General features: G+C 50.6%; 12 protein-coding genes. 10 read left to right on the top strand and 2 right to left on the bottom strand.

Annotated features, from left to right (window positions below; genetic code table 11):
* Nucleotides 1–93: 93 nt before the first annotated feature.
* The 6 genes from JVX88_RS10675 (at nucleotide 94) to JVX88_RS10650 (ending at nucleotide 5654) form a co-directional block, all read left to right on the top strand.
* Nucleotides 94–912, top strand: a complete 819-nt coding sequence (locus JVX88_RS10675; protein WP_211627289.1) for a hypothetical protein — start codon at nucleotides 94–96, stop codon at nucleotides 910–912.
* Nucleotides 878–1873, top strand: a complete 996-nt coding sequence (thiO, locus tag JVX88_RS10670; RefSeq protein ID WP_211627288.1) for a glycine oxidase ThiO — start codon at nucleotides 878–880, stop codon at nucleotides 1871–1873. Before JVX88_RS10675 ends, thiO begins: the two co-directional genes overlap by 35 nt.
* Before the next feature lie 3 nt (nucleotides 1874–1876).
* Complete coding sequence (locus tag JVX88_RS10665; protein WP_211627287.1) at nucleotides 1877–3307, top strand: TlpA family protein disulfide reductase; 1431 nt, start codon at nucleotides 1877–1879, stop codon at nucleotides 3305–3307.
* Between the two features lie 3 nt (nucleotides 3308–3310).
* Complete coding sequence (locus JVX88_RS10660; RefSeq protein ID WP_211627286.1) at nucleotides 3311–3973, top strand: class I SAM-dependent methyltransferase; 663 nt, start codon at nucleotides 3311–3313, stop codon at nucleotides 3971–3973.
* A gap of 2 nt (nucleotides 3974–3975) precedes the next feature.
* Entirely contained in the window at nucleotides 3976–4767 is a 792-nt protein-coding gene (locus JVX88_RS10655) for a glycerophosphodiester phosphodiesterase (protein WP_211627285.1), read from the top strand.
* Nucleotides 4768–4865: 98 nt separating this feature from the next.
* Nucleotides 4866–5654 (top strand): hypothetical protein, encoded by a 789-nt coding sequence (locus JVX88_RS10650; RefSeq protein ID WP_211627284.1) that lies wholly within the window; start codon nucleotides 4866–4868, stop codon nucleotides 5652–5654.
* Between the two features lie 118 nt (nucleotides 5655–5772).
* On the opposite strand, the gene JVX88_RS10645 is transcribed toward JVX88_RS10650, so the two are convergent.
* Entirely contained in the window at nucleotides 5773–6336 is a 564-nt protein-coding gene (locus JVX88_RS10645; RefSeq protein WP_211627283.1) for a hypothetical protein, read from the bottom strand.
* 415 nt (nucleotides 6337–6751) lie between these two features.
* Between JVX88_RS10645 and JVX88_RS10640 the strand changes: the two genes are divergently transcribed.
* The 4 genes from JVX88_RS10640 (at nucleotide 6752) to JVX88_RS10625 (ending at nucleotide 11511) form a co-directional block, all read left to right on the top strand.
* Nucleotides 6752–7207 (top strand): toll/interleukin-1 receptor domain-containing protein, encoded by a 456-nt coding sequence (locus tag JVX88_RS10640; RefSeq protein WP_211627282.1) that lies wholly within the window; start codon nucleotides 6752–6754, stop codon nucleotides 7205–7207.
* A 1127-nt stretch (nucleotides 7208–8334) separates the two neighbouring features.
* Nucleotides 8335–10602: a photosystem I core protein PsaA gene (gene psaA, locus JVX88_RS10635; protein WP_211627281.1), complete on the top strand. Its 2268-nt coding sequence runs from the start codon at nucleotides 8335–8337 to the stop codon at nucleotides 10600–10602.
* Between the two features lie 185 nt (nucleotides 10603–10787).
* Entirely contained in the window at nucleotides 10788–11102 is a 315-nt protein-coding gene (locus JVX88_RS10630; protein ID WP_211627280.1) for an NnrU family protein, read from the top strand.
* Between the two features lie 49 nt (nucleotides 11103–11151).
* Entirely contained in the window at nucleotides 11152–11511 is a 360-nt protein-coding gene (locus tag JVX88_RS10625; RefSeq protein ID WP_211627279.1) for a thioredoxin family protein, read from the top strand.
* Nucleotides 11512–11531: 20 nt separating this feature from the next.
* Here the strand turns inward: JVX88_RS10625 and JVX88_RS10620 are convergent, their stop codons facing one another.
* Nucleotides 11532–13460 carry a serine/threonine-protein kinase gene (locus tag JVX88_RS10620; RefSeq protein WP_211627278.1) on the bottom strand — a complete coding sequence of 643 codons (1929 nt, stop codon included), beginning with the start codon at nucleotides 13458–13460 and terminating at the stop codon, nucleotides 11532–11534.
* Nucleotides 13461–13499 lie beyond the last annotated feature (39 nt).

The following is a 13499-nucleotide window of genomic DNA, read 5'->3' as shown; positions in this document are numbered from 1 at the left end:
CCATAGAGGGGTGTTTATTTTTTCCTCGATTTTTATTACACTTTGACCTTTTGTGGCCAAATCGGCGGATATTTGCGGTCTTGGGGAGAACACGTGAGCACGATCATAGAACAGACAACCGAAACATACGGAATTGAAAATTGGGGAGCGGGTTACTTCGGTGTCAACCGTAAAGGCAACTTGATCGTTATAGCCCCCGAAAACGAAAATCTTACAGCCGATGTCAAAGAGATCATCGACGATCTTAAGAAGCGCGGCGTGAACACGCCTGTCTTGTTGCGATTCCCTCAGCTATTGGTAGGCCAAATACGGAAGCTCCAAACCGCATTCAAGAAATCCATCAAGGAATTTGAATATGAGGGCGGACATCTTTGTGTCTATCCAATGAAGGTGAATCAAAACCGAGCCGTGATCGAGGAGTATTTGCGTGAAGGTTCTCGTTACGATTTTGGCCTTGAGGCAGGATCGAAGGCTGAACTTTACGCAGCCCTCGCCCTTGAACAATCGCCGAACAGCTTGTTGGTGCTTAACGGCTTCAAAGACCGGGACTTTATCAAACTGGCGTTTGCCGGAGCCGCTGCGGGTAAGAATGTTGTCATCGTCATAGAAAAGATGAGCGAGCTAAAACATTCCATCGAGCTGGCAGAAGAAGCCACGAAGGAGAATCCCGACACAAAGCTTCCGATGATCGGCGTCCGCGTGAAGCTATATTCCAAGGGTTCGGGGAAATGGGAGAAATCAGGCGGTGAGGCCGCGAAATTCGGGCTGACCACCACCGAGATCCTGGATGTCATACGGCAACTGAACGATGCGGGCCGGGTCGATATGCTGCGGTTGCTTCACTTTCGGTCGCGAATCGTCGTGGGCCGCGGCCGGAATGCTTTCTCCGAACGCAGAGGCAAATCGGGCTGACAATTTTCACCGATTATGTCTGGCATCGAATGATCTATACCCAGATCTTGTGGCCCAACTTACCGATGAAACAGGTATCACCATTGACCACCAGAAATGCGGAACGTTAGAGGCGGCATTTGATGAAGACCATGCCATACGCATAGCCGCGAAACTAGAGATTCAAAACAAATTAGGCATCAACGCGATCGCTTTGGACGCCGGCGAGATCATTTCATTAATTCCAGATATATCAAGCAATGTGATCCGGGGTATTTATTATCCTGACGATGGCTACGTAGATAACCGGTTGATGCTTAAGGCTTTCATCCAATATGCTCATGATCACGGTATCAGAATAATAGAGAACTTTGCCATCAAAACTCTGCTTATTGAGAAGGAGCAAGTTACCGGCGTAAGCGATGGTGGCCGTACATTTACTGCTGACGTTACGATCCTTGCAACGGGTGCGTGGACATCACTCATCAAATTCGGCGAGCATCCGGCCCCGTTCGACATCAGACCAATAAAAGGCCAGATGCTTTCTTTTTCGACGCTCCGGCGTCCATTGGAGAAAGTGGTCATTGGACCAGACGTTTATCTTACACCGCGTGGGGATGGACGTGTTCTTGTTGGAGCGACGGTAGAAGATGTAGGGTTTGATAAGACATTGCGAGACGCAGCGATATCAAGACTTGCAGATAATGCCCGTAGGATCTTGCCCTTACTCTCAGACGTCGAGGTAAATGATAGCTGGTGTGGGCTGCGTCCTTTTGCGGCCGATGGACTCCCGATCATCGGTGAAGTACCTGGCTCCGCATCTCTGTATGTGGCGACAGCGCATTACCGAAATGGGGTCCTGCTCGCACCGATGACGGCAAAGGTGATTTGCGAACACATTGTCAACGGCAGAGCCTCTGTTTTTCTGGATGCGTTCGGTCCGGAACGAATATTGCGAAATGCAAAGGCGACAAACCTTTGACCTATGAAATTGAAATTTTTTGTTTCACTATTGCTGATCATTTTCGTTGCCACCGGTTCAGGAGACGCGCAGTCCCGTCGTGCGACCGGAAGTGTTTTAACGGCCGCCACATCTGCGGAAAATGACTTGCCCCTAAAGCAGATGTTTGATGAGGTGAACGAATACAATCGAGTAAAGTTCGCCGAGTACCAACAAAAAAAGATCCCTTATAGCGAACAGCTTCGTTCGAAAACAGAGGCGGAACGCAAGCAGCTTGCCGCCAAATACGCCGCTATCGCAGCCGAGCGGAAACTCTCGGAGCCGGATGACCTTTATTACGCCGGAATGCTTTACTGGATCGCCGAGAATCTTGACGGCACCGCGGAGATGTTGAGCCGTTATCTTGAATCGAACCCGCTTTCCGCAGAACGTGCTCAAAGTGCTCGTGCCATAATCGTTTTCGCGTATGCCAAACAGGGCAAACTCGATACTGCGGTAGGGCTCCTCGCTGATTACGACGGACGAAAACCGATCAAACCAAGCGAAATATGGCGAATGAATGCTGAGATCGCAAAGGCCTATCTTACTATTAAAGGTTTTTCGAACGCAGAGAACCATGCAAAAAGAGCTTACGAGGCTGCTAAAACGCTCATTTCCGATCCAAATTCACGTGTGAATCCGCTTGATGCCGCGCTCGATACAGGAATGCTGCTTTTTGAGGCCCGGAATGAGGCGGGCAAGATATTAGAAGCCGACGCCGCTCTGGAGGATATGCGGCAGACCGCGGCAGACATCAAGAATGCCATATTTTATTACTATGCGACCGACAAACTGATCCTCCACCAGATAGCCACCGGGCGAAAGCCCCTTGCGATGGAGACCTACCTCAATTCACTCATTCAGGCGGGGCGTGATCTGCCCGCCGCAAGGGGTGCTCAGAACGAAGCGATCGACCGGCTGAAATTGCGAAAACGGCATTATGACCTTTTGGGCGAAACAGCCTTAGAACTATTCGGTATCGACCAATGGTTTCCGGGTAAACCGTCAACGTTAGCTGAACTTCGCGGGAAGGTGGTATTGCTGGATTTCTGGGCCACGTGGTGCGGCCCGTGCTTTGACGCTTTTCCTCACTTCCGCGAATGGCACGAAGATCTTTCTGATAAAGGCCTCGTTATACTTGGCATAACTCGTTATTACGGGCGGGCCGAAGGCTTTAACGTGGATGAAACCAACGAGATAATCTTCCTTAAGCGTTTTCGCGAAAGATATTCGCTCCCATACGATTTTGTGGTAACAAAGGACAATAAGCTCCAGACAACATACGGCGCCGTCAATCTGCCGACCGCCGCCCTGATCGACAGGAACGGAAAGCTAAGGTATCTTGAGACCGGCTCAAGTCCGACGCGCATAGAAGAGCTTCGTTCAATGGTACTGAAACTTCTTGAAGAAAAATGATCGATGGCAAAACCCGGCACGAAAAGAAACCGAAATAAAACTCAGACCTTTTACGACCGTATCGCTGAGGTCCACAATCTTGCTCTCCGGGTGAACGGTTATCGGGCTTCGGTCGCAAAATACCTTCGCTCGCTGGATCTTGGTATAACGCCTAATTCATATGTTCTTGATGCCGGCAGCGGAACCGGCATCGTAACACTTGGATTTTCCGATACGGGCCTGAGAACTCGAAAGACCATAGCCCTTGATCTATCCCACAGATCGTTAAAGGTCGCGAATGAACAATTCTCCAAGCAGAAGAACGGAACGGCACGAAGTTTCGAATCTGTTCAGGGTAACGTTCTTCAGTTGCCGTTCGCTGATGAGACGTTTCAGGTGGTTTTGTCCTGCGGCGTGCTGGAATACGTGCCGCTTGAAGATGGCCTACGCGAGTTTGCCCGTGTTATCCGTCCGGGCGGAAAGCTTGTGTTCATACCGGTCAAGCCTTCGCTTGTCGGTTCGATGCTGGAATTCCTCTATAAGTTCAAGGCACACAAACCTGCAGATGTAAGACGGATTTCACAACGCTACTTTAACATTGTCGGTAACCATGAATTTCCGTTAAAGGAGCCTATCGCATGGTCAAAGACCATCTTTTTGCTGGAAAAGCCAACGGATCTCAAATGACAATGCCAAAGATCATCGCGCACAGGGGAGCAAGCCGCCACGCGCCCGAAAATACGATCGCCGCATTCCGCCGTGCTATTGAAGACGGTGCAGAAGGCATCGAGTTTGATGTGCGCCTTACACGCGATGGAGAGGCCGTTGTTTTCCATGACCGCACCCTGAAGCGTACGGCCCGCCGAAAGGGAAAGTTAGCTGAGCTGACCGCCGCTGAGGCCAAGAATCTTGACGTCGGCTCATGGTTCGACCGAGCGAACGGGAATGGCAAAGCTTCGCAGTTCGCAAATGAGACCGTGCCAACGTTAGGCGAAGCTCTAGATTCGCTTGCAGAATTCGACGGGACGATTTATGTCGAGATCAAATGTCGCGAAGCGGACGTTGAGCCGCTTACACGCCGTGTTGCTGAGATCATAAACGCATCTGGTCGTACCGAGCGTTTCATAGTAAAGAGTTTCAAACTCGCCGCTATCCCGCTGATCAAAGAATTCTGTCCGGGTATCCGCACGGCGGCGCTTTTTGCTCCCAAGATCAAGAATCTTCTGCGGAAGGATAAGTATCTGGTCCGTTTGGCAAAAGATACAGGGGCCGATCAGATATCCGTACATTATTCGCTTGCTACTCGAAAGCTGATAAAAAAGGCACGCAAACACGGGCTCAGTGTTGCCATTTGGACCGCGGACAATCCACGCTGGGTCAAACGCGCCTTCCGACTCGGCCTTTGCGCGATCATCACAAACGACCCCGGCCGTCTTCTGGAAAAGCGGCGTTCGCTTGAAGCTCGGCTTTCCACCGCCTGATCAACATCAAATTCGCTCCAGATGAAACTCTTCCGAACCCCTCCGCGCCTAAGCTATTATTAACTTCCGCTACTTCGGCGCACGGAATGGGCTTCGATATGAAGAAGATCTCTGCTTTCCTTATTTTGATAACGGCGGTGTTTTGCTTTCGATCTGATGCACAGTCAAATATGGTCACTATGCCGCCGATCGAACCGGGCGTGTCGCTTGAGCTCGCGAAATGGCGTGCCGCGCATTATTCCGACATTCGATACAAGCTTAATCTGACGCTCGAGAAGATGTCGCCGGTGGTGAAGGGGACGATCGAGATACGCGTCAACGTGTCAGAGCCGCCTGCGTCGGCGCGCGGCAAAATGGCCGGCGGCGAGACCCCACCGATCATTCTCGATTGGCGACGGATCGCAGGCCATGAGGAAAAATCGACTGTCTCGAACGTTTCTGTGAATGGTAAGCTGGTCTCGCTGTCAACGAACTGGCCGCCCGCTGACGCAGGCGGTTCTGACTTTAACGAACACCTCATCTTCCGCGACGGCGTTCGTTTAGGCGAGAACGTCATCAAGCTCGATTTCACCTCGCCGATATTGACCAGTGGGTCGGCGATAACGCGGTATGTGGGTAAGGAAGATGGATCCGAGTATATCTACTCGCTCTTTGTCCCGTCGGACGCCAGCACGGCGTTCCCAGTGTTCGATCAGCCCGATCTGAAGGCGCGATTCGAACTCACGACCAATGTTCCGATGATGGACGGAGGCGCAACCTGGAAAATAATTTCGAATTCGCCGTTAACAACGAGACGGGTCGGAAGCCTGTATGGACCTCACGATCCGAGACATGGCGACGCGAAATTTGGCGGTGAAATTCCTTGGGTAACGACCGAATTCGCGTGAAGCGATTCTGGGACTAATGACCTTTCTTACCTACGGCGATTTGTGTCATCCACCCGATCCGTGGCTAAATTCATTTATTGGACAACACGCTTCGTATCACTGAGATGTTCCTTTCCGTTCAGGGCGAGTCGTCACATGCCGGGCGGCCCTGTTCTTTCGTGCGTTTAGGGTAGTTATAGGTCAGGAGCGGTTTTTTCGGATCTGGGTTATTTTCGGGCGTCTGGGTAAAGACGTGAAACGTAGTTAGGGCAAAGGCTCCCTCGTTTTTGAAGCTTTCGTGCCAGGGGCGCACGGCAAAGACGCGCAGGGTATGGGTCCCTGGAGTCAAATTGTCCAACTTTAGCGGTTCACTGGTATCAGACACCTGGGCGTAGGGCTGATTGTCGAGCAGCACCTGCAAATACGGACCCAGCTCCAGCGCTTCGTCTTTGAACAGGGACAAATCGTTGACCTGCAATCGCACTTCAACCTCGGTGTCTTCCAGCACCTGGTTAGGCCGCGGACTCAAAATTTTCACCTGCGGCTGGTAGATCTCCAGATCCTGCTTCAGATTTTGAATGGCGAAGGGCGGCGATACTTCAGTTAACCGTCCCCGTGTAGGTTTCAAGCCAGCCTTTGCGCCGCTTCTCTCCGAGGGTGGGCTACAGCTTGTTACGCCCCATGCCAAGACAGCTGTTAACAAAACAGCCAGTATCCTTTGTAATGGCCTTTCTTGTAACCACCTTTTTTGCCAGTTCATCCCCAACACGTCGCACACTCCTGAGCCTGCTGGCTGCTCAAACATCGAAAAATCTGTTCCTAGGGAACTATATCAGGATCAGAAACCGGATCGTAGATGCTTTAAACGCCATCAACGTCAGGATTCATCTAACTTAATTCTGCAATCTCAGAAATGCTTTATACCTTGCATCATCTGACTAATCCAGTAAACTCACAAATGAGCATTGCTGGAGTTGAGCTTAGTCCTCTGGAACCTAAGTGTTAGACGAAGGGGATAACATGCTGAATGATTCCTCTCCTAATTCATCTTTGAAACGGGATGGTTATGACCTATTCATCTCGTATTCTCATCAAAACAAGGAATTTTTTTGTCGTTTGTGGCAAGTCCTTCGCAGTCCCACAAGCGAATTTGGTGGGATCAGGACAGCATTCCTTTAACTGCAAAATGGCGTGAAGAAATTCAGGAAGGCATCGAGAAATCGGACAATTTTGTTTTTCTAATCAGTCCTGACTCAGTCAATTCTGCGGCCTGTCATGAAGAAATTGAACACGCCATTAAGCGCCGCCGGGCTGGGCAAAACTATTCGCAACCACAGGCTGTGCATTGGTTGAATTGGCTGGCTCAACAAATGGTTCAACAATCTCAAACCATCTTTCTGATTGAGCATTTACAACCTACCTGGTCACTCACCCGAACTGAACAAATGGGTTACCGCATCAGTGCCGTACTGATAGGGGCACTGACCTGCTGGTTGATTGCGGCCGTTTCTGGAGGACTGTTTAGATGGTCTGCGGATGTGTTAGTTGCATGGTTGATTTGGGAGTACCGTTAGGACTATTTGTCGGATTGGGTGATACAACGATTCGAACGGTTGAAACCTTGAAATGATCCTGGAGAGCGGCAGCACGAGGACTGGTGAAAGGGTTATTCTACGGGCTGATTTATGGACTGCTGCTGGAGCTAATTCTGGAGTTGATCAATCAAACTTTTCTAAAACATCAAGAATGGTTTTCCCTGGGTCTGGTGCTGATTACCATGTTGACCGTCAGCTGCATTTTCGGTGTAGCAGATGGACTCCGAGACCACCATTGCTGCCTGTTGTGGTTCGTTTGGGCTGCTTTTCGGCCTGATTTTAGGAGGCGGTCAAGCCTGCATCCGCCATTTCACCTTGTGTCTAGTTATGTATTCCAAAAAACTGATTCCCTGGAACTACGCTCGATTTCTTGACCATGCAACAGAAGCGCAAACATCTGACTCTTTTTACAAAAAGTGGGTGGTAGCTCCATCTTTATTCACCGTTTGCTGCTGGAACATTTTGCTCACGGTATTCACAAGTAGCGTATTTGCGAAAGTTAACAATAATTCTAATGTGAACTCTAGTGAAGAAGATCTTGAGAAACGTACTCTTCTATGCTTATTGAAAATCGATTTATCTCTATCAAAGACCTAGAGTATCTCTAGGTAAATTGCTGATTTTGTTCTAAAGACTAAAATTCGCTTAAATTTCAAAACCAATTAGTTTAATGCATCGAACAGGCGCATTGTCCAGATATTTTCTATGATTGCAATCAATAATTTCGATTTGTAAATTATCGTCAATCGTTAGGATATTTTTTGCTGATGATCTGCTTGAAAGGCCGATGAATCAAGCGTTTCTCACTTTAATTATTGTTAACCTGCGCAAAGAGGGCCGAAATACAGTTCTATAATGCTCGCAGTACCTCACCAAGCCATTCTGATTGCTCGGTTTAAGCAAATCTCAGGCTAGGCAATCGTTTTGGTGAGTTCCCTCCAGCGAGATTGGGCAAAGTCTAGATTGTTCAGACGCTCCCATCTGGTCTGATTCCGCCTCGTTCTATTAAGTCATCTGCATATCTTGCTGATGCGCCGGTAGGGAACGATTCAAGTGAGCTTGGGTGGGACTACTCGTTTCCTTGTCTAGAGAGAGGAGAGTCTCTAATGACAACTACTTCGCGGGAGCGAGAGGCAGCAACACCAAAGGCCAGAGTCGTCGTTGATAAGGATCCCGTGCCAACTTCTTTTGAGAAGTGGGCGCAACCGGGTCACTTTGACCGTACCTTAGCTAAAGGTCCGAAAACGACAACCTGGATTTGGAACCTGCATGCTGACGCTCACGATTTCGATAGTCATACCAGTGACCTAGAAGATATATCCCGTAAGATCTTCAGCGCTCACTTCGGTCACTTAGCCGTTGTTTTTGTCTGGCTAAGCGGCATGTACTTCCACGGCGCTAAGTTTTCAAACTATGAAGCTTGGCTGGCTGACCCCCTGCACATCAAACCGAGTGCCCAGGTGGTTTGGCCCATTGTTGGTCAAGAAATTTTGAATGGAGATGTTGGCGGTGGCTTTCACGGCATCCAGGTAACCTCTGGATTCTTCCAATTGTGGCGGGCTGCCGGTATCACAAACGAATTTCAGCTCTACTGCACAGCAATCGGCGGTCTCGTTATGGCTGGTTTGATGCTGTTCGCAGGCTGGTTCCATTACCATAAGCGTGCTCCGAAGCTGGAATGGTTCCAAAATGTGGAGTCCATGTTGAACCATCACTTGGCAGGTCTGCTGGGTCTGGGTTCTCTGTCTTGGGCAGGTCACCAGATTCATGTTTCGCTGCCAATCAACAGAATGTTTGATGCAGGCGTGGCTGTTAAGGATATTCCCTTACCCCACGAATTCATTCTCAACAAGTCGTTGATGGTTGATCTCTACCCCAGCTTTGCTCAGGGTTTGACCCCATTCTTTACCCTCAACTGGGGCGCATACGCTGATTTCCTTACCTTTAAGGGTGGCCTTAACCCGGTGACGGGCGGCCTCTGGCTATCGGATACAGCCCATCACCATTTGGCGATTGCGGTGCTGTTCTTGATTGCTGGTCACATGTATCGCACCAACTGGGGCATTGGCCACAGCATCAAGGAAATTCTGGAGAATCACAAAGGTCCCTTCACTGGTGAGGGCCACAAAGGTCTCTACGAGATCCTCACGACTTCTTGGCACGCGCAGTTGGCCATCAACTTGGCTTTGCTGGGTTCCTTGACCATCATTGTGGCCCAGCACATGTACTCGATGCCTCCCTACCCCTATCTGGCAACGGATTATCCGACTCAGTTGTCCATCTTCACGCACCACATGTGGATTGGTGGCTTCCTGATCGTTGGGGCAGGCGCGCATGGTGCCATCTTCATGGTGCGGGATTACGATCCGGCCAAGAACGTGAATAACCTGTTGGATCGGGTGATTCGTCATCGCGATGCCATCATCTCTCACCTCAACTGGGTGTGCATTTTCCTGGGCTTCCACAGCTTTGGTCTGTACATCCACAACGACACGATGCGGGCGTTGGGCCGTCCTCAAGACATGTTCTCGGATACGGCGATCCAGCTCCAGCCGGTGTTTGCTCAGTGGATTCAAAATATCCACACCCTCGCCCCTGGCAACACTGCTCCGAATGCTTTGGCTCCTGCTAGCTTTGCCTTCGGTGGTGATGTAGTTGCAGTTGGTGGAAAGGTCGCCATGATGCCGATTGCGCTAGGTACGGCAGACTTCATGGTGCACCACATCCATGCCTTCACGATCCATGTGACGGTGTTGATTCTGCTCAAGGGCGTGCTGTTTGCCCGTAGCTCGCGTCTGATTCCAGACAAGGCAAATCTGGGCTTCCGCTTCCCCTGCGATGGTCCGGGACGGGGTGGCACCTGCCAGGTTTCTGGTTGGGACCATGTCTTCCTGGGACTGTTCTGGATGTACAACTCCCTTTCGGTGGCAATTTTTCACTTCAGTTGGAAGATGCAATCGGATGTGTGGGGTACGGTGAACGCAGACGGTACGATCTCTCACATCACGGGCGGTAACTTCGCTCAAAGCGCTATTACCATCAATGGCTGGTTGCGCGACTTCTTGTGGGCACAAGCAGCTCAGGTGATTGGCTCCTACGGTTCAGCTCTGTCTGCCTATGGCATTCTGTTCCTGGGTGCGCACTTCGTCTGGGCCTTTAGCTTGATGTTCCTGTTCAGCGGTCGCGGCTACTGGCAAGAGCTGATCGAATCGATTGTTTGGGCACACAATAAACTGAGAGTGGCTCCTGCGATTCAACCTCGCGCTCTGAGCATTGTTCAGGGCCGTGCGGTGGGCGTCGCTCACTACCTCCTGGGAGGAATTGTTACGACCTGGTCGTTCTTCCTAGCCCGGATCATTGCAGTAGGCGGCTAGTTGCTTTGCTTCTTCTCTCTAGATGCTGGACGGTGGATTCTAGGCCATAGCCGACGATAAGATTTTCCACTGAAAATCAAAAGCAAATCGATGGGATGTGGTCTAGGTCCATCCTTTCCAGTCCGGTAGACTAGAGGCTGAACTCTGAAACGCTACTAGCTAATTGAGAACTTCAATTAGGACTTATGGCAACTAAATTCCCCAAATTGCTCTGGATTGGTACCAGCTTCATGGTTGTGACTTCAGCTGGCTTGATCCTGCATCACCTGTTTGCCGTTTGGCATGGCGATCGACGCTGGCGCGCCCGTTACGGTGAATCCTTTGAAATCTTGAAATCTCGCACTTCGGTCATTCCTTTTTTAGCGATCTTGCAGGGGCGGCAAACCCTTGAGTGGAAGGAGTTTCTGCGTCCTGCTTATCTTGGGATCGCCTTGTTTGTCCTGCTATTTTGGTGGGCACATCCAATAATCATTCGTGCGTCAGGCAGCATAGGCTGGTAGCATGATCCCAAAGCGAGCATTAAGAACTCTATAAAATAAATGAGGTGTCATGGCACTAGCAGTTAACGAACTGACCTTTAAACACGAAGTTTTAGCATCATCAACACCTGTTCTAGTTAGCTTCTGGGAACCTTGGTGCGGGGTCTGTCGTCTAGTAAACCCAATGCTGGCAGAGCTTCAGACTGAATGGGGCGGGCAAATTAAGCTCGTGAGTATTAATGCAGATGAGAATCTACGCTTGGCCAGCGCTCACAAACTCACTACCCTACCCACCGTGATGCTGTTTGATCAGGGCAAGGTGCTTTGCCGCTTGGATCAGTTCAAAGGGCGAGAAGATTTTAGCCGGGCTGCCGCCGATTTACAGACAGTCTTGCAGCGAGTGATGTTGCGCTACAGCTATTCTGCTTAAATTGGTTTACTTAGATTTGCTTAAAACACCAGATCCAAACCGAGATCCCGCAGATCGAAGCGGCAGAGAGCACCATGATCGTGATCCCAGGTAGCAATCAGCAATCTATCTCCTTGCATTGTTGCGATAGCCGTAATCGCAGCCGGACTATGGATTGTGCCAATCTGTCGCCCTTCTTGATCCAGAAATACAATTCGCCCAGCGGTTTCGGCCACAATGTAGCCCCAGCCTGTTACCGCTAAAAAAGCAGGAGTAATTTCCACCCAGAGCCGCTTGATGCGATAGGGTTTGAGATCAATCAGTAACAAGGCCCCGGTATGATCCGCATCGGCTGCCAGCAATTGATAGGGATTAGCAGTGAGAATTACTGTTTCTAAGCGCACAGCTAGAGGCAGCGAACCGAGCAACGCGCCGCGTCGAGTAAAAACGCGAATCGTGGTTCCGGAAGCTTGCTGCCTGGAAGAGTCGGATGCAAAAGCTGGAGGGTTAGTCGTAGCAATTGCTAAGTGGCGCAAGTCCAAGGGCAACAAGCTTACAGATTGTACATCCGGCAGGTGCAAAGCCACAGGTTGGGAAGCAACGGCAAAATTGGGGCGTTCTGCGATCCGTTGCCAGTGCAAGTGGCTTTCACCTACTGAAGGAACTATCGCCGCTAGCCAGCTTCCGTCTGAGCTAATCGCAACTCGACTTGGTTGCGGCCAAACGGCAATTGGCTGAAGCGGCATGCTACCCTCGCTGATCGAGGCCAATGGCATCAGTTGGACTGTTTGTGCTGTCACCACAAAACACCCCTGAGGCCGTACCAATAGTTGCTCAATGGGTTCTCCACTGACTGTAGCAATAGGCTGAAACGGTTGTTCCGACTCAGTTGATGTTGCCAACAAACGGCCTCTTACCTGCTGAAGCTGGTGTCCAGCAGCTTGGTACACTACCCAAGAGGCAGCAGTGGCATCAGTCCAGTTGGCAGGTGGAGCAGCAGGCACCGTGTCTTCTGGCTGGGCAACGGCAAGAACCGTAATTTTTTGCTTGAGTGGGGTTTGCTCCTGCGGCTGGAACTGGCACTCAGGGGGTAACTCCACTGTAAAAAACAAAGGCGTTGGCGCGGTTGACCAATCCATCCATGCCTCTGCTGAGTCGATTGAGGCTTCTGGTTTAGCAATCGTGTGGATTGCGGTTAGCATCTCACTAGCGGAATGAAACCGGCGAGCCGGTAGCTTTTGTAGGGCTTGGGTAATTAATGGCTGCCAAACACTCGGAATGGTATCCGGTAGCTGCAGGGGAGTGTTTAGATGGGCCGACATTAGTTGAGCCGGAGTGCCGGAAAATGGCCGATAGCCAGCGAGCAGTTCAAACAGCAAAATCCCGACCGAGTACAGGTCCGACGCTACCGAATATTGACCATAAAACCGCTCTGGAGCCATGTAGGCCGGTGAACCCGTGTTGCCATCCTGCCGCACAATCTCGCGACTCAGACGCGCAATGCCAAAATCCGAGATCCGAGCCGTCCAACCGCCCGTATGCACATGCAGCAAAATGTTTTCGGGTTTGATGTCGCAATGGACAATACCGCGACTGTGGGCATGCTCCAACCCTGCTAACACATCTGCCACGATCTTCAAACTGTAGGGCGCGGCTAGACGGGATTCTTCAGTCATCAATGTTCGCAAGGTTCCGCCTTCGCAGTAGTCCATTACCAGATAGCGCCCGGTTGCTGTATGCTCCAACGCTTGACAAGTAACAATATTGGGATGCTGCAAACTTAACAGAAACCGCAGTTCCCGCAGAAACTTATGGGTTGGGAACCGTTCATGAGCTAAACTTTTTAGCGCCACCAAGCGACCAGTCAGGCGATGCACTGCACAATATACCTGCCCGAACTGTCCCTGCCCAATCAGACCTAGCAGGCGATACTTGGAACGCTTTATTTCGGTTTCTGATGGATGTAACACCTGTAGAAGCTATTGATCCAGGGCGAGAGCAGCATGTCC

It is taken from the genome of Leptolyngbya sp. 7M (assembly GCF_018128485.1).
The sequence above is the reverse complement of the archived record's forward strand: the minus strand, read 5'-3'. Positions and strand labels throughout refer to the sequence as shown.

What these genes read in the sequence shown, in the direction of transcription:
- psaA (WP_211627281.1), top strand. Translation starts at nt 8,335, where the DNA reads ATGACAACTACTTCGCGGGAGCGAGAGGCAGCAACACCAAAGGCCAGA.
- JVX88_RS10665 (WP_211627287.1), top strand. Translation starts at nt 1,877, where the DNA reads ATGAAATTGAAATTTTTTGTTTCACTATTGCTGATCATTTTCGTTGCC.
- JVX88_RS10650 (WP_211627284.1), top strand. Translation starts at nt 4,866, where the DNA reads ATGAAGAAGATCTCTGCTTTCCTTATTTTGATAACGGCGGTGTTTTGC.
- JVX88_RS10660 (WP_211627286.1), top strand. Translation starts at nt 3,311, where the DNA reads ATGGCAAAACCCGGCACGAAAAGAAACCGAAATAAAACTCAGACCTTT.
- JVX88_RS10625 (WP_211627279.1), top strand. Translation starts at nt 11,152, where the DNA reads ATGGCACTAGCAGTTAACGAACTGACCTTTAAACACGAAGTTTTAGCA.
- thiO (WP_211627288.1), top strand. Translation starts at nt 878, where the DNA reads ATGCTTTCTCCGAACGCAGAGGCAAATCGGGCTGACAATTTTCACCGA.
- JVX88_RS10630 (WP_211627280.1), top strand. Translation starts at nt 10,788, where the DNA reads ATGGCAACTAAATTCCCCAAATTGCTCTGGATTGGTACCAGCTTCATG.
- JVX88_RS10655 (WP_211627285.1), top strand. Translation starts at nt 3,976, where the DNA reads ATGCCAAAGATCATCGCGCACAGGGGAGCAAGCCGCCACGCGCCCGAA.